Source organism: Streptomyces albicerus, assembly GCF_008905045.1.
In the GTDB taxonomy this organism is placed as follows: domain Bacteria; phylum Actinomycetota; class Actinomycetes; order Streptomycetales; family Streptomycetaceae; genus Streptomyces; species Streptomyces albicerus.
On record NZ_VWMY01000048.1, the window covers coordinates 34,323 to 58,211 of the forward strand.

20 protein-coding genes and 1 pseudogene are annotated in these 23,889 nt (G+C 70.1%); 9 read left to right on the forward strand and 12 right to left on the reverse strand.

The window, feature by feature from the left end:
* Positions 1 to 301: 301 nt before the first annotated feature.
* The 3 genes from GAS53_RS36335 to GAS53_RS36345 are packed head-to-tail and all read right to left on the reverse strand — an operon-like array spanning position 302 to position 3,858.
* The gene (locus tag GAS53_RS36335) at positions 302 to 1,246 is read right to left on the reverse strand and encodes a fumarylacetoacetate hydrolase family protein (protein WP_151482029.1); all 945 of its coding nucleotides are present in this window, start codon (positions 1,244 to 1,246) and stop codon (positions 302 to 304) included.
* Positions 1,243 to 2,856, reverse strand: a complete 1,614-nt coding sequence (locus GAS53_RS36340; protein ID WP_151482030.1) for an MFS transporter — start codon at positions 2,854 to 2,856, stop codon at positions 1,243 to 1,245. Before GAS53_RS36340 ends, GAS53_RS36335 begins: the two co-directional genes overlap by 4 nt.
* Before the next feature lie 54 nt (positions 2,857 to 2,910).
* Positions 2,911 to 3,858 (reverse strand): MBL fold metallo-hydrolase, encoded by a 948-nt coding sequence (locus tag GAS53_RS36345; RefSeq protein WP_151482031.1) that lies wholly within the window; start codon positions 3,856 to 3,858, stop codon positions 2,911 to 2,913.
* A gap of 138 nt (positions 3,859 to 3,996) precedes the next feature.
* On the opposite strand from GAS53_RS36345, the gene GAS53_RS36350 reads away from it, so the two are divergent.
* Both GAS53_RS36350 and GAS53_RS36355 read left to right on the forward strand, forming a co-directional pair.
* A complete protein-coding gene (locus tag GAS53_RS36350; protein WP_151482032.1) occupies positions 3,997 to 4,629 on the forward strand; it encodes a TetR/AcrR family transcriptional regulator in 633 nt (210 codons plus the stop codon).
* On the forward strand, positions 4,626 to 4,919 hold the full coding sequence (locus tag GAS53_RS36355; RefSeq protein ID WP_151482033.1) for a hypothetical protein: 294 nt from the start codon (positions 4,626 to 4,628) through the stop codon (positions 4,917 to 4,919). The genes GAS53_RS36350 and GAS53_RS36355 overlap by 4 nt, the downstream gene beginning before the upstream one ends.
* Before the next feature lie 31 nt (positions 4,920 to 4,950).
* Here the strand turns inward: GAS53_RS36355 and GAS53_RS36360 are convergent, their stop codons facing one another.
* From GAS53_RS36360 to GAS53_RS36370, 3 genes are all read right to left on the reverse strand, one after another.
* Positions 4,951 to 6,621 (reverse strand): glycosyl hydrolase family 95 catalytic domain-containing protein, encoded by a 1,671-nt coding sequence (locus GAS53_RS36360; RefSeq protein WP_151482034.1) that lies wholly within the window; start codon positions 6,619 to 6,621, stop codon positions 4,951 to 4,953.
* Positions 6,618 to 7,001 (reverse strand): glycoside hydrolase N-terminal domain-containing protein, encoded by a 384-nt coding sequence (locus GAS53_RS57765; RefSeq protein WP_151482035.1) that lies wholly within the window; start codon positions 6,999 to 7,001, stop codon positions 6,618 to 6,620. Before GAS53_RS57765 ends, GAS53_RS36360 begins: the two co-directional genes overlap by 4 nt.
* A gap of 261 nt (positions 7,002 to 7,262) precedes the next feature.
* Positions 7,263 to 7,991: a nucleoside/nucleotide kinase family protein gene (locus GAS53_RS36370; RefSeq protein WP_151482036.1), complete on the reverse strand. Its 729-nt coding sequence runs from the start codon at positions 7,989 to 7,991 to the stop codon at positions 7,263 to 7,265.
* Positions 7,992 to 8,405: 414 nt separating this feature from the next.
* Between GAS53_RS36370 and GAS53_RS36375 the strand changes: the two genes are divergently transcribed.
* The 3 genes from GAS53_RS36375 to GAS53_RS36385 all read left to right on the forward strand — a co-directional run bounded on the left by GAS53_RS36375 (position 8,406) and on the right by GAS53_RS36385 (position 11,686).
* Positions 8,406 to 9,755: an ABC transporter substrate-binding protein gene (locus GAS53_RS36375; protein WP_151482037.1), complete on the forward strand. Its 1,350-nt coding sequence runs from the start codon at positions 8,406 to 8,408 to the stop codon at positions 9,753 to 9,755.
* 87 nt (positions 9,756 to 9,842) lie between these two features.
* Positions 9,843 to 10,802 (forward strand): carbohydrate ABC transporter permease, encoded by a 960-nt coding sequence (locus GAS53_RS36380; protein ID WP_151482038.1) that lies wholly within the window; start codon positions 9,843 to 9,845, stop codon positions 10,800 to 10,802.
* A complete protein-coding gene (locus GAS53_RS36385) occupies positions 10,799 to 11,686 on the forward strand; it encodes a carbohydrate ABC transporter permease (RefSeq protein WP_151482039.1) in 888 nt (295 codons plus the stop codon). Before GAS53_RS36380 ends, GAS53_RS36385 begins: the two co-directional genes overlap by 4 nt.
* Before the next feature lie 95 nt (positions 11,687 to 11,781).
* Here the strand turns inward: GAS53_RS36385 and GAS53_RS36390 are convergent.
* Positions 11,782 to 11,874: pseudogene (locus tag GAS53_RS36390) on the reverse strand (alcohol dehydrogenase); the annotation flags it as partial.
* A gap of 202 nt (positions 11,875 to 12,076) precedes the next feature.
* Here GAS53_RS36390 and GAS53_RS36395 point away from each other — a divergent pair.
* The 3 genes from GAS53_RS36395 (at position 12,077) to GAS53_RS36405 (ending at position 14,848) form a co-directional block, all read left to right on the forward strand.
* On the forward strand, positions 12,077 to 13,111 hold the full coding sequence (locus GAS53_RS36395) for a zinc-dependent alcohol dehydrogenase (protein ID WP_151482040.1): 1,035 nt from the start codon (positions 12,077 to 12,079) through the stop codon (positions 13,109 to 13,111).
* Between the two features lie 196 nt (positions 13,112 to 13,307).
* Entirely contained in the window at positions 13,308 to 14,114 is an 807-nt protein-coding gene (locus GAS53_RS36400) for a DeoR/GlpR family DNA-binding transcription regulator (protein WP_151482041.1), read from the forward strand.
* Positions 14,111 to 14,848: an HAD family hydrolase gene (locus GAS53_RS36405; RefSeq protein WP_151482042.1), complete on the forward strand. Its 738-nt coding sequence runs from the start codon at positions 14,111 to 14,113 to the stop codon at positions 14,846 to 14,848. Before GAS53_RS36400 ends, GAS53_RS36405 begins: the two co-directional genes overlap by 4 nt.
* 345 nt (positions 14,849 to 15,193) lie before the next feature.
* Here GAS53_RS36405 and GAS53_RS36410 read toward each other — a convergent pair whose 3' ends face one another.
* From GAS53_RS36410 to GAS53_RS36430, 5 genes are all read right to left on the reverse strand, one after another.
* The gene (locus tag GAS53_RS36410) at positions 15,194 to 16,849 is read right to left on the reverse strand and encodes an amidohydrolase (RefSeq protein ID WP_225859307.1); all 1,656 of its coding nucleotides are present in this window, start codon (positions 16,847 to 16,849) and stop codon (positions 15,194 to 15,196) included.
* Positions 16,850 to 16,872: 23 nt separating this feature from the next.
* Entirely contained in the window at positions 16,873 to 18,321 is a 1,449-nt protein-coding gene (locus GAS53_RS36415; RefSeq protein ID WP_151482043.1) for a purine-cytosine permease family protein, read from the reverse strand.
* A 139-nt stretch (positions 18,322 to 18,460) separates the two neighbouring features.
* Positions 18,461 to 19,969, reverse strand: a complete 1,509-nt coding sequence (locus GAS53_RS36420; RefSeq protein ID WP_225859308.1) for an APC family permease — start codon at positions 19,967 to 19,969, stop codon at positions 18,461 to 18,463.
* 128 nt (positions 19,970 to 20,097) lie between these two features.
* Positions 20,098 to 21,450, reverse strand: a complete 1,353-nt coding sequence (locus tag GAS53_RS36425) for an aminotransferase family protein (RefSeq protein WP_151482044.1) — start codon at positions 21,448 to 21,450, stop codon at positions 20,098 to 20,100.
* Between the two features lie 70 nt (positions 21,451 to 21,520).
* Positions 21,521 to 22,993, reverse strand: coding sequence for an aldehyde dehydrogenase (locus tag GAS53_RS36430; RefSeq protein ID WP_151482045.1), 1,473 nt, complete (start codon positions 22,991 to 22,993; stop codon positions 21,521 to 21,523).
* A 243-nt stretch (positions 22,994 to 23,236) separates the two neighbouring features.
* On the opposite strand from GAS53_RS36430, the gene GAS53_RS36435 reads away from it, so the two are divergent.
* A complete protein-coding gene (locus tag GAS53_RS36435) occupies positions 23,237 to 23,854 on the forward strand; it encodes a TetR/AcrR family transcriptional regulator (protein WP_151482046.1) in 618 nt (205 codons plus the stop codon).
* The last annotated feature ends 35 nt before the right edge of the window (positions 23,855 to 23,889 follow it).

The following is a 23,889-nucleotide window of genomic DNA, read 5'->3' on the forward strand; positions in this document are numbered from 1 at the left end:
CAACCGTCATGCCAGTGCGTCCGGAGTGTCCTCGACCAGGTCGATATTCAGCAACGCCGCGGTCCTGGCCAGCTCCCAGAACAGGGGGGGACGCAGTTCAGGAAGCCGGTGCGGCCCACGCGCGGGCGTCCCAGCCGTCGGGCCCGTTCCTCAGCAGTGTCCACACCCGGCACCATATGCCCGGCGGATCAGACACTGTTCCGTGTGCTGCCGGACGATGCCGTCTCCTCGATCCACGGCTTGGTGCCGTGGCAGCGGTCTACCGGAAGGTCACCGACGCCACCGCCAGCACCACGAGGCGTCACAGTCTGCGGCGCGCGGAGGCGATGGGCACGGGGGCCACTCCTTCGACGACCGTGTTGCTGAGGGTGCCCAGGCCCTGGGCCGTGATGGTGACGGTGTCGCCGGGCTCCAGGGGCGACGGTTCGAACACCCGGTGGCGGCCCCAGAGTTCGGCCAGGCATCCGCCGTTGCCGCAGGTACCGGAGCCCAGGACGTCGCCCGGGCGGACCCAGGTACCTCGTGAGGCGTAGGCGACCATCTCCTCGAACGTCCAGGCCATGTTGGCGAGGGTGTCCTGGCCGACCCTCTCGCCGTTGACGTCCACCGTGAGTTTGAGGTCCAGGAAGCCGTCGGCGTCACGGTAGGGCTCGAGTTCCTCAGCGGTGACCAGCCACGGGCCGAGGGTGGTGGCGGTGTCCTTGCCCTTGGCCGGGCCGAGTTTGACCCTCATCTCCTGGCCTTGCAGGTCGCGGGCGGACCAGTCGTTGAGGACGGTGTAGCCGATGATGTGGTCCCGTGCCTGCTCGGGAGTCAGGTCCCGCCCGGCTCGTCCGACGACGGCGGCCACTTCGAGTTCGAAGTCGAAGCGTCGGCAGCCAGGCGGCATGGGGACGTCGTCGAAGGCACCGATCATCGCGTACGGGTTGGTGAAGTAGAACGCGGGCCGGGCGAACCACTCCTCGGGCACGGTGTCGCCGTATCCCTCCGCGACGCCCGCGACATGGCCCTCGAATGTCATGAAGTCCCGTACGGTCGGCGGCTGGATCGGCGGCAGCAGCCGGACCTCGGCGAGGGAGAGGGGCCGCGATCTGGTCAGGGCCCGGGCGCCGGCGGCCCGCAGGTCGCTCTCGCCGGCCTCGATAAGTTCCAGCAGGCCGGCGCCGTGGTCGAAGGGATGGGCCCGGTCGTCGATGACGACTCCGGAGTGCTGCTGCCCGTCGTGGAGGAAGGTCGCGTACTTCATGCCCGGGTCCCCTCGGGCTCGATGACCGGTGCTTCGGTCTTCTCGGGAGCGCCGCTGCCACCGGTCCGGACGCCCAGGAAGACGGCGGCGATCGCGGCGGCGACCACGCAGGCGATCGCGGTGAGGACGAGTCCGTTGTTGTAGCCGTCGGCGAGAGCGCGTTCGGTGAGCGGGGCGAGTTTGGCGCTGAGCGGGCCGAGTTCGGCGGTGTGCAGGGCGAGGGGTCCGCCCGCGTCGAGTACGGCGGTGGCGGTGCCGTGTTCGGCGGGTGTGAGTCCCGCGTCGGCCAGGCTGCCCGTCAGCTGGCTGGTGGCCATGCCGAGGGCGACGGCGCCGACAATGGCCGGGCCGAGGGTCTGGCCGAGGTCGCGGACCAGGCTGGTGGTGGCACTGGCCATGCCGGTGAGGCTGGGTGGTACGACGTTGACGGCGGCAGCGGTGATCGCGGCGACGACCAGGCCGAAGCCGACGCCGTTGAGAACCAGCGGGCCGAGCAGCGGCACCAGGCCGCTCTCGTGGATCGGCACCGCGCGCAGCCACAACTGTGCGGCGGCCAGCGCCGTGAAACCGGTGACGAGCATCGGGCCGGGGCCGACCCTGTGCAGCAGCCGGACCAGAAGCGGCCAGATGAACGGAGTGATGCCCTGGATCACCAGGAAGGGCACCGCGGCCTCCAGCGGACTCTTGTGCTGGATCACGCCGAGCCGGATGCTCAGGTCGTATGCCCCGCCCAGGAAGCCGAACATGCCGATGACCGCCATCGCGGCCGAGGCGGCGAAGGCCGGGATGCGGAAGAGCTCCAGGCGCAGCATCGGCGAGGCACTGCGGTTCTCGGCCCGGACGAAGGCAGCGAGCAGTACGGCCGCGGCGACGAAGGAGAAGACGACGGGAGCCGAGCCCCAGCCGTCCGAAGGGCCCTGGATGATGCCGTACAGCAGGGCCAGCAGCGACAGCGCGATGGTGATCTGTCCCGGCCAGTCCAGGGAGCGGCCCTCGGGGGCGCTGGACTCGCCGGTCAGCAGCCACGCCGCTGCCGCCACCCCGAGCGCGAGCAGCCCGGTGACGGCGAACGCCCAGCGGAAGGAGGCGTGTTCGACGATGCCGCCGGAGAGCAGCGGGGCGATGAACGCGCCGAGGGACAGCGCGGTGGTCCACGAGGCAAGGGCGCGGGCCCGGGCGGCAGGCGTCGGCGTACTCGCGATGATCACGGCCAGCGAGGCGGGGAAGAGGGCCGCGGCGCCGATGCCCGAGAGGGCCTGACCGGCGATCAGCTGGCCCGCGGTGTCGGAGGTCGCGGAGACCGCGTAGCCGACGGCGGCCAGCAGCGCGCCGCCCACCAGCAGTTTCTTACGTCCGTACAGGTCACCGAGGACGCCGAAGGTGAGCGCGAGCACGGCGGCCGGGACGAGGAACGCGTCGCTGATCCAGGTCAGTTCGGCGCCGGACGCCTGAAGTGAGCGCTGCATGACACCGTTGATCGCGGCGGGCAGCACCAGGCCGATCTGGGCCAGGCAGACCGCGAGGCAGCCGGCGATGATCGTTGCGGTGTGCCGGGGCGGCGGCGCGTCGGATGGAGCGGCGGGTGGGTCATAGGCGGGGCTGGAGACCATGTCTCCTCCTTGGAGTGGCCAGGGTAGCGGGCGGTCCGGGGAATGACCGGCGGCTCAGAAACCGGGGTGGGAACAGGCGAGCTGGGCCATGCGGCCGAACAGGCCTGGACCGTCGAGCGGGGGCAGGGAGGGGTCGAGCTCCCGGTAGACGGTGTGCACGTTGACGGCGAGCCGTTCGCTCTCGTCCAGGTCGGCGAAGCGCCCGAGGCGGATGTCGTGTGCGGCGTCCATGACCGGCATTCCGGCGGTGAACCGGGCGGTGGCCTGCTCATGGACGTACTCGAGGTAGTCGCGGATGTCCCGGACCGCCTTCTTGGTGGTGACCGGTCCGTGTCCGGGCACGATGGTGTCGGCGTCGAGCCCGAGGAGCAGATCACAGGCGGCGAGCCAGTTGGCGAACGGCCCGTGCCATACGACGGGGGTGGCGCCGGCGAACACGATGTCGCCGGTGTAGACGACACGGTCCCGTGGCACGTGGACGATCGTGTCGCCGGCGCTGTGTGCGGGGCCCACGTCGATCAGGCGGACTTCCGTGCCGCCGACGTCCAGCCCCAGTTCGCCGTCGAAGACCCGGCCCGGCAGGACGGGTTCGATGCCGGCGTAGTCGAAGGCGCCGAAGATCCGGCGGGCGAAGCGCCCGGTGAGGCCCGGGGCGACGGTCAGCTGCCGCATCTCGGCCGGGCCCACCTGCCGCATGTCGGCCAGTGAGCCGCGGGCCGCGACGATCTCGGCTTGGGCCACGAGCTGGTTGCCGAACCAATGGTCGCCGTTGCCATGGGTGTTGACCACGGTCTCGATGGGCGCGGCGGCGGTCACGGGAGCCAACGCGTCGAGCATCTCTGCGGTCAGCCGCAGGTCGTAGAGGGTGTCGACGAGCAGGGACGCGCCCCGGCCGACGACCAGCCCGGCGTTGCTCATGCCCCAGCCGGCCCGGCTCGCGAGCCAGGCATGACAGCCGTCACCGACCTCCACACGGCCCGCCGACGGGATTACGGAAGCCACGCTGCCTCCTGTCCGTGCCCCGCGAAAAACACGAGACGTCAATCCATCGATGGACTGGAGTCCACCAATGGTCTGGAATCTAGATCCGACTCCTCGAAGAGGTCAAGAGGCGTGCAGCGCTGTGCTGTACTGGAGTCCATGAAGATCCCGGACGCAGGAGCGGCTCCCCCGCCCGAGGCACCGGCCCCCGGGCGTCGCGAGCGCAAGCGCCGCCAGATCCGCGATCAGCTGTACGAAGCGGCAGTGGGACTGTTCGTCGACCAGGGCTACGAGGCGACGACCATGGACCAGATCGCGGATGCCGCCGATGTCGCCCGGGCCACCGTCTTCAACCACTTCTCGCAGAAGGTCGGCTTCCTGGAGGAGTGGGGCGCCCGCCGCCGGGCGCGGGTCGCGGCCATCCTCGGCCAGGAGCACGCGGAGGACCTGCCGGTCGATGAGCGGCTCAGGCGCTATCTGCGGGAGATGGCCGAACTCAACGTCGCCTCCCGCGCGGAGACCACCGTCCTGATGGACGCCTCCGCGCGGTTCGGCCGGCTGCTGCAGGATCCGTCACTCGAGATCGAACTCACGAAGATCGTCGAAGAGGGGCAGCGGCGCGGCGAGATCCGGCGGACGGTCGACTCCGCCCAGGCCGGCGCCCTGCTCGCGGCCTGCTACTTCTCCTCCGTACTGCGCTGGATCCGGGAGGAGCCGCCGCCCTTCGACCTGCTCCTCAGCCTCGAAGCCACGCTCGACATCGTTCTGCGGGGCCTGCTCACCTCCGGATGAGCGGCACGGGCGCGATACGGCCGCACCCCGCGGTGAGAGCGGGTTTGGCGACCCTCGACGGCAACACCAAGGTGCGCGGCAACGGCATTGCCGGTGGTCAGCGACTCGGCCCGTGGCGTGCCGTGGTGTTGGCCGTCTTCAGCAACGGCAGCGGCACCGTCCCCTACACCACCCGCGGCACCGGTGACCACACCCTCCGCACCGGCTCCCGCGCGTACACCGTGGGCGCCAACGAGAACGGCACCCGCCGGCAGGCCGGCTGCTCCCGCGCCGGATGCAACCGCGCCTGACCCGATGCCGCCGGTACAGCGACTCGTGCACTCAGTCGAGTGTGACGGTCTGTCCGGCCACGAGTTCCACCGCGCGCTCGTGCCGGGTGCCGTCGCGGCCGGTCCAGCGGACCTCGGCGCAGGTGTCGGCCAGGGCCTCGACCGTGGCCGACACCACCGAACCGCCGGACCAGACCAGTTCTGCGACGCGGAGCGCGCCGCGCGTCCGCAGACCGGTCACCCGCCCGTCGGGCCAGCGTGGAGGCAGGGCTGGCAACAACTCGACCACCGGCACACCGTCCCCGTCCACGGTATGGCTCTGCACCAGCATCTCCGCGATCGCCGCCGTCACACCGAAGTTGCCGTCGATCTGGAACGGCGGGTGCGCACACAGCATCGACCGGTACACCCCGCCACCGCCGTTGAACGGATCGCCGTCCGGATCGGGGCCGACCGGGCGCAGGTACTCGTCGAGCAGGCGGTGCGCCGACGCGCCGTCACCCAGGCGCGCCCACAGGCCGATCTTCCACGCGATCGACCAGCCGGTCCCACCTTCGCCCCGCCCCTCCAGCGACCGGCGAGCCGCCTCCTGCAGCGCCGGGCCGACCAGCGACCGGCCTGGGTAGAGACCGATCAGGTGGGAGAGGTGACGGTGGTGGGGCTCGGTCTCCTCCGGTTCGCCCGGCCACTCCAGGATCCGGCCGTCCGACCCCTCTCTGAGGGGCGCCAGGCGTGACAATGCCTTGCGGACCTCCTCGACCGCCGCGGCGTCCTGGCCGGTGCGGGCGACGCCGGCGACCTCCAGTTCGCGGTCGGCCTCCAGCACGAAGTCGAAGAGTTCGCGGGCCAGCGTCACATCGGCCGTGCTGCCGGCCACCACGCCGGCCGGCCCCTCGTCGGTAAGGAAGTCGTTCTCCGGGCTGGTCGACGGGGACGGGACCAGGTATCCGTGCCCGTCCTCCACCAACAGGTCCAGGACGAACCGGGCCGCGTCCACACACACCGGGAAGGCGGTCCGCGACAGGAAGTCCACATCGCGCCCGAAGCGCCAGCGTTCGGCCAGGTGCGTCGAGAGCCAGGCACCGGCCATCGGCCACTGTGCCCACTTCGGCTCGCCCAGGCCCTTGCCGACCGGCACCGCGATCCGCCACAGGTCGGTGTTGTGATGGCAGGTCCAGCCGCGCGCCCGGTACAGGCCCCGGGCCGCCGCGCGGCCCGCCTCGGCCAGGTCGGCCACCAGGTCCAGGAGCGGTTCGTGGCACTCGGGCAGGGCCGTGGTCTCGGCCGGCCAGTAGTTCATCTCGACGTTGATGTTCGTCGTGTACTGGCAGTTCCAGGGCGGCGCGATCCGGTCGTTCCAGATGCCCTGGAGGTTGGCCGCCTGGGTACCCGGACGGGAGGAGGCAGCCAGCAGATAGCGGCCAAGGGCGAAGGCCAGCACGCACAGGCCCTCGTCGACGGCGCCGCCGGCGCGGCGGACCAGCCGCTGGTCGGTGGCGACCGCCGACAGGTCCGACTGGCCGTCGGTCGTGCCCAGCCGCAGGCTGACCCGGTCCATCAGGGCGCGGTGCTCGGTGAGGTGACGGGCGCGCAGAGCGGGCCAGCCCAGCGCGACGGCGTCGGCGAGGTCCGCCGCCGCGTCCCGCAGGCACTCCTCGGCCTCCCGCCTCGGTGGGGTGCCCCAGCCGGCGAAGCCGGTGCGGATCGCGACGAAAACCGTCACCGCCGACGCACCGCGCACCGCGCACCACGAGCTCCGGGGCCGACACTTCCCCGGTGCCCCTCATAGCCGCAGCCTCGGTCACGACGCTCGCCGCGTCGCCCTCGACGGACACCTGCAGCAGTGCCGCGGCCCGCATCGAACGCACCCCGTCGTCGGCGACCTGCGCGGATGTGATCACGCACGCTCTCCAGGAGGCCCTCCGGAACCGCGGGCACGGCGATGTCACCGGGTCCGGACCAGAACGTGTCCTCGTTCAGGTGGATCCGCTCGACCGGAAACCCGCCGCAGACCATGGCGCCGAGCCTCCCGTTCCCGACAGGCAGCGCCTCCGCCCAGACGTCGGCCGGTTCCGTGTAGAGCAGCATCAGGTCGTGGTTCATGGCTTCCGTGGTGCGTCCCTTCCCTGGCGGCGCACTCGTGCCGGGAGGATCCAGCAGAGGCGGACGGGTCCAATGAGATCGTTTCACCTTGAGGTGCTGGTGGGGAGCCTGGCGTGGTGGGGGCTTGATGTGATCGCGCGGCTCGGCCTTCCCCCTTCGCACCAACCGCGTGATGCCAATGCGCGGGGCGGCGAACGCAGGAGGGCATCGTCGGAGTCTGCTGCGGCAGCTCACGGGTCCCGGAACGCGGTGCCGCCAGGCCTACGCAGGCTTTCGACCCCAGGCGCCGGGCCGCTGGAGCACTGGTGCTGTGGCCGCTGTTGAGTCCTGGGCTTCGCGTTCGGCCTGGGCAGCCGGCTGGACCGTGACGACGAGGTCGGCGCGGGACCGGCCGCGAGCCACCACCTCGGCGTTGGTCTCATCGCTCCCGTGGGTCCAGGCGACGGCCAGGTCATGCGGCTTGCCGTGCGCCTCGTGGCGGGCCACGAGGCGTTGGCGTCTGAGGTCGTCGTCGGTGGCCAGGTACCAGGTCTCGTCGAGGAGTGCGGCGACTCGGGGCCAGGAACCCTGGTCCGACAGCAGGTAGTTGCCCTCGGTGACGATCAGGGGAATCGCGTGTGGCACCGGCAGGGCAGAGCCGACGGACTCCTCGATGCCGCGGTCGAAGTCGGGTGCGTACACGACTGGTTCGGCACGGGAGCGGAGCCGCCTCAGCAGGTGAACGTAGCCGTCGGCGTCGAAGGTGTCCCAGGCGCCCTTGCGGTCGTGGCGCCCCAGGGCGCGGAGCGCGGCGTTGGACAGATGGAAGCCGTCCATCGGGACCAGAGCGGCGGTCTCCGGCCCCAGTGCCTCGACCAGCTGCCTGGCCAGGGTCGACTTGCCTGCGCCCGGTGCGCCGGTGATGCCGATGATCCGCCGCCCACCCCGGCCGGCGAGGGTGCGGGCACGCTCGGCGAGCTCGGCGATGGACGCACGGACGACTGCAGGCATGGAACCGGGTTCGGCGGAAACCGCGGATTCGCCGATGCGGACGCACGGCGAGGGCGCGACGTCGGCAGGGCCTTCTTGGGCAGCAGTCATCATCCGGCCTTCGCGGGAGCAGGGGTGCGCAGGCGCAGACCGGTTCCTGCCTGCGCCTTCGTCAGGGCGGCCCAACCATAGAGTCAGGAAAAATATCTCGCAAGATGTGTTAACAAAAGCGCAGTCTCCTGCTAATAATTCCGCCATCGATATCGCGCCCACACCCCAGGGCTGCGTCCAAACCCCGCCTCCCCTCCCCCGCCGAGCCTCAGTCGAGGTCCCGGCGGACCCCCGATGAGCGGCTGCTCCCGACGAGCGGCACCGCCGTGGGAGCTCCCTACGCCGTTTCCCGACCCACCACCCGCACGAGAGGTCTCCAGTCACATGCGATCGACCAGATACGCCCTCATGGCCGGCGCCGCCGCCACCGCCCTCCTCGCCACCGCCTGTTCCGGAGCCGGAGCCGGCGGGTCCTCGGGCGGTGGCAAGAGCATCAACGTGCTGATGGTCGGCAACCCGCAGATGGAGGACATCGCGAAGCTGACCAAGGGCAGCTTCACCAAGGACACCGGTATCAAGGTCAACTTCACGATCCTTCCCGAGAACGAGCTGCGCGACAAAGTCACCCAGGACATCGCCACCCAGGCCGGCCAGTACGACGTCGCCACCATCGGCGCCTACGAGGTGCCCATCTGGGAGAAGAACGGCTGGCTGCACGAGCTCGGCTCCTACGCCGACAAGGACACGAGCTTCGACAAGGCCGACCTGCTCAAGCCGATGGTGCAGTCGCTCACCGGCTCGGACGGCAAGCTCTACGCCCTGCCGTTCTACGGCGAGTCCTCCATGCTCATGTACAACAAGGACGTCATGAAGGCGAAGGGCATCACGGTGCCCGAGCGGCCGACCTGGCAGCAGATCGCCGACATCGCGGCCAAGGTCGACGGCGCCGAGCCCGGCATGAAGGGCATCTGCCTGCGCGGTCTGGCCGGCTGGGGCGAGCTGGGCGCACCGCTGACGTCCATGGTCAACACCTTCGGTGGCACCTGGTTCACCAAGGACTGGAAGGCCCAGGTCAACAGCGGGGGCTTCAAGAAGGCCACCGACTTCTACGTCGATCTGGTCCGCAAGCACGGTGAGGCCGGCGCCCCGCAGGCCGGGTTCACCGAGTGCCTGAACGCGATGAGCCAGAAGAAGGTCGCGATGTGGTACGACGCGACCAGCGCGGCGGGGTCGCTGGAGGACGCCAAGTCCAGCAAGATCGCCGGCAAGGTCGGTTACGCCTACGCCCCGACCGTGGAGACGGACAGCAGTGGCTGGCTGTGGGCCTGGTCGTGGGCCATGCCGAAGACCACGAAGAACGCCGACGCGGCCTCGCAGTTCATGCTCTGGGCGTCCAGCAAGAAGTACGAGAAGCTCGTCGGCGAGAAGCTCGGCTGGTCGCGCGTCCCGGCCGGCAAGCGGGCCAGCACCTACGAGATCCCCGAGTACCAGAAGGCCGCCGGGTCGTTCGGCGACATCACCCTGAAGTCCATCGAGGGAGCCGACCCGGCCAACCCCGGCGTCCAGCCCAGGCCGACCGTGGGCATCCAGTACGTGGCCATCCCCGAGTTCCAGGACCTGGGCACCAAGGTCACCCAGGAGATCTCCGCCGCCATCGCCGGCAAGACCAGCGTGGACAAGGCGCTCAACGACGGCCAGAAGCTCGCCGAGGAAGTCGCCAAGAACTACCAGTGACCCACACAAACCGCCCGCCCGGCCGGCCCTCCCCCCGGCCGGGCACCGCTTCCCCCTACCCGGCCGTCACTGGCGGAGGAACCACCCATGACCACGCTCACCGCTCCCCGAAAAACAGCACCACCACCCGCCCGCCCTCGGACCCGCTCGGGCGTCAGCAAGTGGCGGCGGCGCATCCCGCTGCTGCCGGCGCTGATCTTCACCATTGTCGTCACGCAACTGCCCTTCGTGGCCACCCTCGTCATCTCCACCTTCCAGTGGAACATCCTCCAGCCGGGCGACCGGCACTTCACCGGCCTGTCCAACTACGCCTTCGTCTTCACCGACGAACGGCTGCGCGCCGCCGTGCTCAACACCGTCGTGCTCACCGCGTCGGTGGTGCTCATCAGCGTGCTTCTTGGCCTCGGTCTGGCGATGCTGCTCGACCGCCGGTTCGTCGGCCGCGGCTTGGCGCGCACCCTGCTCATCGCACCGTTCCTGGTCATGCCGGTCGCCGCATCGCTGCTGTGGAAGCACGCCATCTACAACCCCGACTACGGACTGCTCAACGGCACGCTCAACGCCGTCTACCAGTTCTTCGGCGCCGACCACGGCCCCACAGTCGACTGGATCTCCTCGTACCCCATGCCCGCCGTCGTGGTGTCGCTGGTCTGGCAGTGGACGCCGTTCATGATGCTGATCCTGCTGGCCGGTCTGCAGGCGCAGCCCGGTGACGTCCTGGAGGCGGCCCGTGTCGACGGGGCCTCGGCCATGGCGACCTTCCGCTTCATCACTCTGCCGCACCTGCGCCAGTACCTCGAGCTGGGCATCCTGCTCGGCACCATCTACGTCGTGCAGACCTTCGACGCGGTCTACACCATCACCCAGGGCGGCCCCGGCTCCCAGACCACCAACCTGCCCTACGAGATCTACCTGACCATGTTCCGCAAGTACGAGTACGGCGAAGCGGCCGCCGCCGGTGTCGTCGTCGTCCTCGGCTCGATCGTGATCGCGACGTTCGCGCTGCGCACCATCGCATCCCTGTTCCGCGAGGAGACATCCCGATGACCGCGCACGCAGCAGTCGGCGCCCCCGGAGCGAGGCTCAGAAAGCTCTTCCGCCGTCACGACGACCCCGCCGGTACGCCCCGGCTGTCGCCCCTGTGGACCTTCGTCGCCTGGCTCGCCACCCTGGCCTTCTTCGCGCCGGTGGCCTGGATGGTGCTCACCTCCTTCCACCAGGAGGCCGACGCGGCGACCAACCCGCCCACCCCGCTGGCTCCGCTCACCCTCGACCAGTACCAGCTGCTGTTCGGCCGGGACATCACCCCCTTCCTCCTCAACTCGGCCATGGCCAGCGTCATCTCCACCCTGCTGGTGCTCGCCCTGGCGGTGCCGACGGCCTACGCACTGTCCATCAAGCCGGTCGAGAAGTGGACCGACGTGATGTTCTTCTTCCTGTCCACCAAGTTCCTCCCGGCCATCGCGGCCCTGCTCCCGGTCTACATGATCGTCAAAGAGGTCGGGATGCTGGACAACGTATGGACGCTGATCGTCCTCTACACCGCGATGAACCTCCCGATCGCGGTGTGGATGATGCGCTCGTTCCTCGCCGAGGTCCCCAAGGAGATCCTGGAAGCCGCCGAGGTCGACGGCGCCAACCTGCCCACGGTGCTGCTGCGCATCGTCGCGCCGGTCGCCATGCCCGGCCTGGCCGCCACCTCGCTGATCTGCTTCATCTTCAGCTGGAACGAGTTCATGTTCGCCGTGAACCTCACCGCCACCCAGGCCTCCACCGCGCCGGTGTTCCTGGTCGGCTTCATCACCAACGAAGGCCTGTTCCTGGCCCGGCTGTGCGCGGCGGCCACCCTGGTCTCGCTGCCGGTCCTGATCGCCGGCTTCGCCGCCCAGGACAAACTCGTCCGCGGCCTGTCCCTGGGAGCCGTGAAGTGAGAGCCGTCATCACCCAGCCCGGAAGTATGGAGATCACCACCGTCGACGATCCCGCCCCTCGCCCGCGGGAGATCGTCGTAGAGGTGTCGGCCCGGGTCGCTGATGAAGACGTCCGGGTCGATGACGCCGGTGGCGAAGAGATCGGCGGCGCGTTCGAAGCTGTGCAGCACGGCCATGGAGCCGGTGACGCCTCCCGCTGATGGCGTTCCCGGACGCGATCGCCCGCTTCCAGGCGGGCCTCGGCCGCAAGATCCAGATCCAGCCCGGACTCAAGGACACATAGGACCCGCGGCCCATCCCTGCACCTCTCCCCCACCCGTCGAGCCGCGCGTCGATGCCCACCCCGCCGCCGACGCCGCCCGACCGCACCCGAAACGGAGCACCACCCCCATGTCCCAGCAGATCCGCCGTGTCCTCGTCCGGTCGATCGACGACATCACCGTCGAGCACATCCCCGCGCCGATCGCCGACGAGGGCGAACTCCTTGTCCGCACCGCCGTGGTGGGTGTCTGCGGCTCCGACACCCACGCCGCCCAGGGTCACCACCCGTTCATGCCCCTGCCCTACCACCCCGGCCACGAGGCGGTCGGCGTCGTCGCCGCCGTAGGCCCCGGCGCCGACGGATTCGCCCCGGGCGACCGGATAATCGTCGAGCCGAACCTCTTCTGCGGGCAGTGCCCCCAGTGCCGTACCGGCCGCTACAACATTTGCGAGGAGCTGAAGGTCTTCGGCTGCCAGACCCCCGGCGCCATGACGGATCTGTTCACCATCCCCGCCGACCGCGTCCACCGCATCCCCGAGGGCATGAGCGACATCGAGGCCGCCCTCGTCGAGCCGCTGGCCACTCCGGTGCACGCCGTGGCCAAGGCCGGTGACCTCACCGGACGTAGTGTGGTCGTCCTCGGCGCCGGACCCATCGGTCTGCTCGTGCTCGCCGCCGCCCGGCACGCGGGCGCCGCGAAGATCGCCGTCACGGACCTGCTGCCGGGCAAGCGGGAACGCGGCCTGCGCCTCGGAGCCGACGCCGCCCTGCCCGCCGACGCCGCCGACCTCACCGAGCAGGCCCGTCAGGCGCTCGGCGGACCGGTCGACGTGGTCTTCGACTGCGTGGCCCGGGAGCAGTCCATGGCCCAGGCCACCGACCTGGTCGCCAAGGGCGGCCGGATCATCGTCGTCGGCGTCGGAGCCGCAGGGGCCACCCCCGTCCGCCTCGACCTGATCCAGGACCGCGAGATCAGCGTCGAGGGCACGCTGATGTACACGGCCGACGACTACCGCACCGCCATCGCCCTGATCGCCTCGGGCGCCGTCGACACCGACGAGATCGTCACCGCCACGTTCCCCTTGGAGGAGGCGGCCAAGGCCTTCACCGCCTCGCTCGCCCCGGAACATGTCAAGGTGTTGGTCACCGTGGAAGCGCCCTAGTGGCCGCTGAGAGCGGCCGGCCGGGCCTGCCCGGCCGGGCGGAAGCAGGTAGGCGACGGCTCCCGGCCCCTCCCGGACCGTATGCGAGACTTCGAGGTCGAAGCCGCCAGCCGTCGCCACGGACCGCGAGGCTGTCAGCACGGCCCGCCCCACAGCCGCGCCACGGACACACAAAGCAAAGAGGGGGAGAGCTGTAGTGCCCGCCAGGACTCGGTCGTCGCAGGCCGCAGTGGAGGAACGGCGTCAGTCCGTGCTGCGCCATGTCGTCGAACACGGCGAGACCCGCATCGACGAACTCGCCGACCACTTCGGCGTCAGCCTGATGACGATGCACCGCGACCTCGACGACCTCGCCCAGCGTTCCCTTCTCCGCAAGGAACGCGGCCGGGCCGTCCCCTTCCCGGCGGTCCTCATGGAAACGGCGACACGTTTCCGCGAAAGCGCCGCCATCTCGGCCAAGGAGGCCCTGTGCCACGCCGCACTCGGCCACATCAAGCCCGGCAGCACGGTGCTCATGGACGACTCCACCACCCTCTTCCCCCTCGCACCCGCCCTGGCCGAGCTCGAGCGGATCACCATCGTCACCAACTCGGTCGGCCTGGCACAGCGTCTGGGGTCCGCGCCGGGCCTGGACGTCACCCTGCTCGGCGGGCGCTATCACGCCGACTTCAATTCCTGCACCGGCCCCGAGCTCACCCGTACCCTCTCCCGCATACACGCCGACCTCGCCCTGATGTCCGCCACCGCCGTCCACGCGGGACGGCTCTTCCACCCGCTCAGCGAATATGTCGAGGTCAAGCTGGCCATGCTCGAATCCGCCGAGCGGGCCTTGCTCCTCGTGGACCACTCGAAGTTCGGCAAGACCGCCACCCACGCGTACGGCACGGTGGCCGACTACGAGACGGTCATCACCGACACCGGCACACCCGACGCGGAGATCGCGGCCCTCCGCGATCTCGGCGTCCCCGTCGAAGCAGTCCACCCCGGAAAGCACACCCCGTGATACACGCCCTGTTCGAAACCCCCAGCACCTACCGTCCCACCGCCGCGGAGATGGCCGCGCCCGTACCGCCGGTCGAGGCCGTGCTGTTCGACTTCAGCAACACGATCTTCCAGATGATCGACCTCGAGACATGGCTGGGCCGAGTCGCCGCCGCCAGCGACCGTGCCGACGTGCTGGAGCAGGCCGGTGCCGTGGCCGGGATCGCGCGACAACTGCGGGACGCCTTCCGGCTGCCCGCCGTCGTCGCCCTCCAGGAAGGCCGCGACCTCTCCCCCGAGCAGCACCGCCGCGCCATGCGGGGATGGTGGGGACACGTCGACTTCCTGCGCGGCGTCGAGGAAACGGCCTACCGGGAACTCACCGCACCCGACGCCTGGCTGCCTTACCCCGACACCGAACTCACCCTCCGTGCGCTGCGCGCCCGCGGGCTGCGCATCGGGATCGTGAGCGACTTCGCCTGGGATCTGCGGATCCACCTGGCCCGAGCCGGTCTGGAGGACCTGGTCGACGCGTGCGTGATCTCCTGCGAGGCGGGTCGGGAGAAGCCCGATCCCCAGCTGTTCCTCAAGGCCTGCGCGGACCTCGGTGTCGATCTCCGCACCACGCTCATGGTCGGCGACAACCCGGTACGGGACGGCGGCGCCACCGCCTGCGGTATGCGCGCCTACATCCTCCCGGCCGAACAGCGCACCGGCGATCGGGGTCTGTCGGAAGTCCTCCGGCTCGTGGCCTGACCCACCGCCGGAAGACGGGCGGAGACGGGGGTGGCAAACGGCAGGCCACTGCCGCGTCCTGGACCCGGTACCGAAAAGGGGTGGCTGCCAGCCGCCGCTCCGGTGCAGCACTCACAACGTCAGGTCGTGTCGGACTGACGGTGGTCTCGGTGCGCTCACTGGTGTGCCGGTGAGCGCACCGGCGCGGTGAGGCCCAGCATTCTTCGCTCACCCACGCTGCTTCCGGTTGGGGACCGTGCGCACAGAGGCGTCAGGGCGTTTCCGGCGGAGTCCGGAGACCCTGTACCGCGCCGGTGCCCCACGCCCAAGCCGCGATCTCGACGCGGTTGCGGATGCGGAGCTTGGTCACAGGTCGCCGTGAACCGCCTCGCCGTCCACGAGGGTCAGGACGGGCCGGGCCGAACTGACCGCTTCCAGGTCGGTCAGCGGGCGGTCGAGGACCACGAGATCGGCGCGGCGGCCGACGGTGAGCGTGCCGACCTCGTCCTCCGCGTGGTTGGCGTAGGCCGAACCCGCAGTGTAGGCGGCCAGCGCAACGTCCAGGTCAAGGGCGTGCTGGGACTCCAGGGGGTCGATGAAGACCCCGTCGCCGACCGCGTGCGGGTCCTGACGTGGGCCGAGGCGGGTGGCGGCCGTGTAGATCGCCCAGAAGGGGTTGGGGTCGGTCACCGGCCAGTCGCTGCCCATGGCGAGGCGGGCGCCGGCCGCCTTCAGCTCCTGGAAGGGGAAGTGCCGGGCCTCCCGTTCGGGTCCGAGGAGCGGCAGCTTGCGCTCCACGATCTCCTTGTCGCGACGGGCCCACAGGGCCTGGATGTTGGCGATCACGCCGAGTTCCGCGAAGCGCGGCACGTCGTCGGGGTCGACCACGTCCAGGTGTGCGATCTGGTGCCGGTTGTCGTGGCCGGGGTTGGCCCGTCGGGCCGCTTCGAGGGCGTCGAGGCATTCGCGCACGGCGCGGTCGCCGACGGCGTGCATGTGGATCTGGAAGCTGCGGCCGTCCAGCTCGCGGCAGATCTCCCGGAGCTCATTGGGGTCGATGAAGGACGCGCCGGTGCCGGCGTCGTGGTGGACGTCCCCGTAGTAGGGCTGGAGCATGGCGCCCGTACAGTTCTCGCACACTCCGTCCTGCATGACCTTGACGGAGATGGGCCGGAAGCGGCCGATGGTGCTGGTGGCTCGACGCTCCTCCAGGGAGTCCAGCTGGTCGAGGCCCTTCTCGGCGGCCCACCACAGCGCGCCGACGACCCGCGCGGTGAGTCTGCCGTCGCCAGCGAGGCGCCGGTAGACGGGCAGAGGGTCCGGCATGCCCCACAGGGATCCGACGCAGGCGTCCTGCCATCCGGTGACGCCCATCGCGTGCAGATGGCTCTGTGCCGCCAGGAGCGCCTGTTCGGCGAACTCGTCGCTGACCGGCGGCAGCAGGTCGGTGACGAGGTCACCGGCCCGCTCCACCAGCACTCCCGTGGCGACACCGTCGGCATCGCGGTTGATGCGGCCGTTGACAGGGTCCGGGGTGTGGTCATCGATCTTGGCGAGTTCCAGGGCCCTGCTGTTCGCCCAGACGCCGTGGCCGTCGTGGCTGACGAACACCGCGGGCCGGTTGGGGACCAGTTCGTCCAGGAGGGCCCGGGAGGGCAGTCCGCCCGGGAAGGTGTCCCCGTACCACCCGGTGCCGCTGATCCACTCCAGTTCGGGATGGCTGTCGGCGTAGGTCCGGATGGTGGAACGGTACCGGTCGAGTGCGTGCGGCAGACGGGACAGGTCGCAGGTCAGCAGCTGTACACCGGCGGCCATGGGGTGGACGTGGGCGTCGGTGAAACCGGGCAGGACCGTGGCGCCGCCCGCGTCGACGATCCGGGTGTCGTGTCCGGCCAGATCGGCCAGTGGTTCCCGGTCCATCGCGCTGATCCGTCCCTGCGTGACGGCCAGGGACGTGATGTCCGGTTGCTCGGTGTGGACCTTGGCATTGACGATGACGAGGTCGGGTCGGGTGGTGCTCACGGCGGTCCCTTCTGCGGGCGGGTTCAGCGGGTGGCGGCGACGGAGACGTCGGGCCGGGGTTGCTGGGAACGCCGTGCGACCAGCCAGTAGAGGCATCCGCTCACGGCGAGCCCGACCAGCCAGGCGAGGTCGATGCCGCCGATCTCGGCGGCGACGGGACCCACGTACATCGGCAGGACCACGAAGGGGATCTGCACGGCCAGCCCTACGAGATAGACGACCAGGGCCGGAACGTTCCAGGAGCCGTACGGGCCTCCACCGGGCGCGAAGAAGGCCGGTACGTTGTAGTGCCCGTCACGGATAACGAAGTAGTCGACCAGGTTGATCGCCGACCACGGCACGAGGACGTAGAGGAGCACGGTGATGAAATTGGTGAACGAGGTGAGGAAGCCGCCCGTCGCGGCCAGCGCGACGACCACTCCGACAACGTGCAGGACTCCGGAGGTCACCAGTCGTGCCTTCAGACCGGGCAGCCAGCCGGGCTTGAAGGTCTCGGCGAGGGTGAGGGTGTTGAGGGTGGCGCAGTAGACGTTGCCGGCGTTGCCGAGTGCCGAGGCACCCGCGAAGGCCAGCAGGACGGTCGTGGACAGGCCTCCGGTGAGTGAGGCGAGACCGCCGACCACGTCGTCGCCCTTGGCCGCGGATCCGACCAGGCACCCCAGGGTCATGACGAGCACCGAGCTGATCAACGTTCCACCGTAGGTCGCCCAGAAGGCGGCGCGCGCGCCGGAGCCGGACGGCATGTAGCGGGAGTAGTCCGAGACGTACGGGGCGTAGGCGATCTGCCACACCGCTCCCACGGCGATCATGGAGACGAAGCCGGTACCGGAGAAGGTTCCCGCGGTCAGCGCGCCGTCGGGCACCCCGGAGACCAGGATCCAGACGAGGGAGGCGAGGACCAGCAGGCCGACCACGACGGCACTGACCGTGATGATCACCTTGATGAGCCGCAGACCGATGACGGTGATGGCCATGCTGACGACGGCCGCTCCGACGATGGCGGCGGTCGGATCGACGGCGGAGTAGACGCCGTGCAGGGACTGCGCTCCGACGACGAGGTTGGAGATGTAGAAGCCCATGAACATCACCATGGCGACCAGGACCACGAGGGCGGCGCCCTTGGTGCCGAACTGTCCGCGGGCCTGGATCATCTGCGGCACGCCCAGTTGGGGTCCTTGGGATGCGTGCAGGGCCATGAAGACGCCGCCCACCAGGTTGCCGATCACGACGGCGAGCAGCGCCCATCCGAACGGCAGGGCGAAGGCGGTGGTGGCGAGCGCGCCGGTGATGACCGTGAGCGGCAGCATGTTGACGCCCAGCCAGATGCCGAAGACACCGCGGGCGGTGCCCGTGCGTTCCGCTTCGGGGATGGGGCCGATGGTGTGCTGTTCCATCAGGCCGGAGGTGCCAGGGGTTTCGGCGGCTTGCACGGGGGCCGCTTCGGGTGCGGCCGGGGCTCTGTCGGTCGTCATCGGTCGGTGCCTTTCGTGCCGAGTATGGGGAGCGTCGGCCGGAGCCGGGGTTGCCTGGTGCGGGCGCTCGAGAATGCGCCGGGGTGGAGGGAGCGCGGACGGTTCCGTTCGAGAACTGCGGATTCTCCGGTGCCGGTGGTCACGGACCGGCTTTTGGGATGGCCGCGTCGGGCGGTTCGATGGGCTGCCGACGAGCCGCGAGCAGGCCGACAGCTCCGACGGCCAGGAGCAGGGCGACGGTGCCGAGGGTGAACGCCTCGAACGACGCGCGAGAAACTCCCCAGACGTCCTGGAAGACGTAGTCGATACCGAGAAGCCCTTCCAGGACGCCTGGGAAGAGCGCCGACCACGATCCGATGGCGATCCAGACGTAGACGAGTGCCGCGCACAGCAGGAACCCGGCGTTGCCGAAGGGGACGCGGTAGGGGCGTACGACGTGGGGCCGGCGCAGCCGGAGGACGACCAGGGCGGGGACGACCACCAGGTAGGACAGGAGCAGGGTGGTGACGGCCACGGTGAGCACGACCGCGAAGACGGCGCCCGCGTCGCCGTCGGCGAGTTGCATGGCGGCCAGCATGAACACGGTGGCCACCGCCCCGGAGAGCAGGTTGGTCCGGACCGGCGTGCCGAGCCTGGGGTGGAAGGCTCCGAGGTAGCGGGTGAAGAAGGCGCCGTCGGCGGAGGCCATGGCCTGCATGCGGTCGCTGACGATCATCCAGGCGCTGCCCTGGGTGAGAAGGGCGAAGACGAACACGACGGCGGTGAGCGTCAGCAGAGGGCCGGACGCGCTGCCATAGATACCGAAGACGAGGCGGGCGCCCTCCATGAATCCGCCGATGCCGGTGACCTCCTGCGCCGGTACGACGGCCAGCAGCGCGAGGACCGGCAGCAGGTAGCAGCAGGCGGCGACGGTGGCGGAACGCCCCAGGGCGGTGGGTACGTCACGCTGCGGGTCGTGCATCTCCTCGCCGGCGGCGTTGGGGGCTTCGAAGCCGACGTAGGCGAACAGCAGGATCGGCACAAGGGCGAGGAAGCCGGCTGTGGTCGGGGTGAACCGGGCGTCGGTGAGTCCCTGGAATCCGTGTTCGAGTCCGTAGAGCACGGCAGTGAGACTGAACAGTGCGAGGGCGAGGACCTTCACCAGGGCGCCGGCGGTGGTGATCCACTTCCCCCGCCGCAGGGAGACGACGGCCGTGAGGATGGCGGCCCAGACGAACAGCAGCTTGAACGCGTAGTCGGCGACGGTGCCCGAGCCCAGGGGGAAGACGAAGCCGTCCCAGGTCTCGGCGGCGAGGAAGACCAGGGAGCCACCCAGCCAGATCGGGTTGGTGACCCAGTAGAACAGCGTCGTGAGTGCGGCTGCCGGGCGGCCGAAAGCGAGTTTCACCCAGACGTACGGCCCCCCTTCCTGGGGGAACGCGGCGCCGGTCTCGGCGAACAGCAGGGCGTACGGGATGAGGAAGAACAGGGCGATGGCCGCCGTCCACGTGACGGCCTCGCCGCCGCCGGTGGCGATCTGTCCGACGGTGTCGAAGGAGATGACCGCGGCGACGGCCAGGGCGGTGATGTCGAAACGCTTCAGACTGCGCTGCAGACCGGTGGCGGTGTCCGGCGTGCGCGATGCTGCGGAGGTGAGGTCGGAGGACACGGGCGGTTCCTTGGACGGGGAGAGGGGACTGCGGGCGAGCGCGTGCGGGCGCGGCGACGGCGTGGGGGTCCGTGTCAGGTGGTGCTGTTCGGGGAGACCCGGCGGTGCACCGGGTCTCCCGAAGGGTGTCAGGCGGGGCGGATCTCGCCGGTGGGTTCGGTGCGTTCCAGGACGCCGCGCAGGGCCGAGGCTGCTTCCTTGGCCTCGGTCTCGGTCATGATCAGCGGCGGGGACAGCACCAGGCTGTGTGCGGAGTCGCGGACGATGACGCCGGTCTCGCGGCGGATGACGTCGTGCGGCATCCGGTCGGGGTTCAGGGGCAGGGGGGTGCGGGTGGCACGGTCGGCGACGAGTTCGACGGCGAGCATCATGCCCACGGAGCGGATCTCGCCGACGACCGGCAGGTCGCCCAGCTGGGACTCGAGTTCGGCGTGGAGGAAGGCGCCGAGGCTGGTGGCGCGGGTGAGCAGGCCCTCCTTCTCGATGATGTCGAGGTTGGCGAGGGCGACAGCGGTGGCGACCGGGTGGCCGTTGTAGGTGTAGCCCATGGGGAAACCGTGGTCACGCAGCAGGACCTCGGCGACGTGGTCGCCGACCAGGAGTGCGCCGAGCGGGACATAGCCGGAGGTGATGCCCTTGGCGGTGACGATGATGTCCGGGGTGACGCCGAAGTACTGGGCGGCGAACCACTTCCCCACGCGTCCGTACGCGGTGACGACCTCGTCGAAGATGAGCAGGATGCCGTGCCGGTCGAGGACCTCGCGCACCCGGGGCCAGTAGTCGGCCGGCGGCACGAGCATCCCGCCGACGCCCATGATGGGTTCACCGATCATCGCGGCGATGTTTCCCGGGCCGATCTCCGCGATGCGCTCCTCCAGTTCCCGGATGAGGAAGTCGGTGGGGTCCTGGCCGTCGTACAGCTCGGTGCGGTACGGCCACGGCGGGGTGAGGTGGGAGACGTGCGGCATCATCGGGGCGAAGCCCTCGTGGTAGACGGGGAAGCCGGTGGCCGAGCCGCCGCCGTAGCCGATGCCGTGGTAGGCCTTGCTGCGCGCCAGGATCCAGGTCCGGCTGCCCTCGCCGCGGCGGTGGTGGTAGTAGCGGGCCATCTTGATCGCCGCTTCGTTGCCCTCCGAACCACCGGAGGTGAAGTACACGTGGTTCAGCGGGTCGGGGGCCAGGGAGGCCAACCGGGCGGCGAGCGCGATCGCGCGGTCGTTGGAGAACTCCCAGAAGCTGGTGAAGTACTCCAGCTTCTTCATCTGCTCGTGGGCGACGTCGGCAAGGTCCGTGCGGCCGTGTCCGACCTGGGCGAGCCACAGGCCGCCCGTGGCGTCGAGGTAGCCGCGGCCCTCGGAGTCGGTCAGGCGACAGCCCGATCCCTCGGTCATCACGACGCGCTCGGTGGCCGTGCCCGGCAGGTAGGGGTGAATGATGTGTGCTCGGTCCAGGCGGGTGAGGTCCGCGGCGTCGAGGGTCATGGGTGGTGCGTCCTTTGCTCGGTGCGGGTGCCGGTGGGGAGCCGGCCGGGCCGATCGGTCGCCAGGCCGGTCAGCCGTAGGCGATCCAGGTGGTCTTCAGGCCGGTGTACTTGTCGAAGGAGTGCAGGGAGAGGTCGCGGCCGTGGCCGGACTGCTTGAACCCGCCGAAGGGTGTGAAGGGGCTGAGCGCGTCGACGGTGTTGACGGAGACGGTGCCCGCCCGGAGGGCGTCGGCGACGCGGTGTGCGCGGCCGAGGTCCCGCGTCCACACGGACGCGGCGAGACCGTACGCGGAGTCGTTGGCCAGGCGGACCGCCTCGGCCTCGTCGCGGAAGGGCAGCACCGTCAGGACGGGGCCGAACAGCTCTTCGAGTACGAGCGGGCTGTCAGGGGCCAAGCCGGTGACGACGGTCGGGTCGAGGTAGGCGCCTTCGCGGTCGGGACGGGTGCCGCCGCACACGAGCGTGCCGCCCGCAGACCGCACCGCGTTCAGGACGCGATCCACCTGGGTCTCGTCGACCAGTGGGCCGAGCCGGGTGGCGGGATCGAGCGGGTCGCCCGGCAGCCATGAACGGGCGTGCTCGGCGACCCTGGACGTGAAGTCCTGCGCGACGGACGCCTCGACGAGCAGGCGGGTGTTGGCGGAGCACACCTGTCCGGCGTTGTAGGCGAATCCCCAGGCGGCGCGTTCCGCGGCGGCCTCCAGGTCGGCGTCGGCGAAGACCAGGTTGGGGCTCTTGCCACCGGCCTCGGGCCACACCTGCTTCATGTTCGACTCGGCCGAGTAGGCGAGGAACCGCTTGGCCACGGCGGTGGATCCGGTGAACACCAGGGTGTCGACGTCCGGGTGGAGTCCGAGTGCCCGGCCGGTCACCTCGCCGGGGCCGGGGACGACGTTCAGTACGCCGTCGGGAAGTCCCGCCTCCGCGGCGAGTTGGGCCAGGAGCAGCGCCGACAGCGGTGACTGTTCGGCCGGTTTGAGCACGACGCTGTTGCCAGCCGCCAGAGCGGGCGCCAGTTTCCAGCTCGCGATGTCGAGCGGGAAGTTCCAGGGCACCACCGCGCCGACGACGCCCAGCGGAGCGCGGCGCACCAGGGCGAGGTTGCCGGGCGGAGCAGGCGCGACCTCGTCGTACAGCTTGTCGACGGCCTCGGCGTACCAGGCGAAGACACCAGCCGCGCCGGGGACGTCGGTGCCGTACGACTCGGCGATGGGCTTGCCCATGTCGAGGGTGTCGCAGAGGGCGAGTTCCTCGCCATGGACGTCGATGAGGCGGGCCAGCTCCAGCAGAACGCGCTTGCGTTCCGCGGGCGCGGTGCGCGACCACCGGCCGTCCTCGAAGGAGGCACGGGCCGCGGACACGGCCCGGCCGACGTCGGCGGCCGAGCCGACCGCCACATCGGCGGTGGTCTTGCCGGTGGCGGGGTTCACAGTGGGCAGCCACTGATCGTCGGAAGGTTCGCTCCACGCTCCGTCGATGAAGAGGCGCGTGCGTGGCACGAGCCCGGCGGCACGCTGCCGCCAGTGCGAGTACGTCGTCATGCTGTGGCCTTCGATTGCGTTGTGGGACCCGGGCGAAACGGCGCCCGTCCGGATCTCTTGTGGCCCGGGCCGTGTGAGGGTGCCGCCCGAAGAGGCCGGGCGGAACCAAGGCGAGACAGCTCCACAGGAGAGGTCCGCACGATTTCTTTGAGTCGAGATTCAAACAATTGGTGACTCAGCCGTCAATGCTCGGAGCACGAACTTCTTGCAGAAGATGGTCCGAGTAACAGAGAATTAACCGCCATGGGTAAAGTCGGCAGACCACGCAACCAGACAGCGCGCAGAGAGGCCCTCGTATCGGCCGCCGGGCTGGCCATCGCGCAGCGCGGACTCGAAGGTCTGCGCATCAAGGACATCGCGGATGCGGCGGGCGTCTCCCAGGGCTCGGTGCTGTACTACTACCCGGAGCTCGACGACCTCGTGCTGGAGGTGCACCGAGGAGCGGTGGAGAACTTCCTGTTCTCCCGGCAGCAGGCGTACGACGGAGCGGCTGCGGGAGATCCCGCGTCAAGGCTGCGCGCGCTCCTCGACAGTGGTCTGCCGGACACCATGGAGGACGCCGTTCACGGGCTGCTCTACGAACTACACCGGCGCGCGGGCCGCAGTCCCGGCCATGCCGAACTGATGACCTCCCTCTTCGCCCGGGAGGTGGCGCTCTACACGACCGCGCTCGAGGTCGGCGCCGCGACCGGCGTGTTCTCCCTCGCCGCGTCCGCGCACGATCTGGCGCACGGGCTGGTGGCCCTGGAGGACGGCTACGGCCTGCACATCGTCAGCCACAACGCGACTCTGCGCGTGGACAGGGCCCATGAGCTGATTCTGGCCCACGCACGGGCGGTGACGGGCTGCGCCGGCCTGTAGGGCTTGACGGCCACCGATCGGATCCCCTCCCGGTG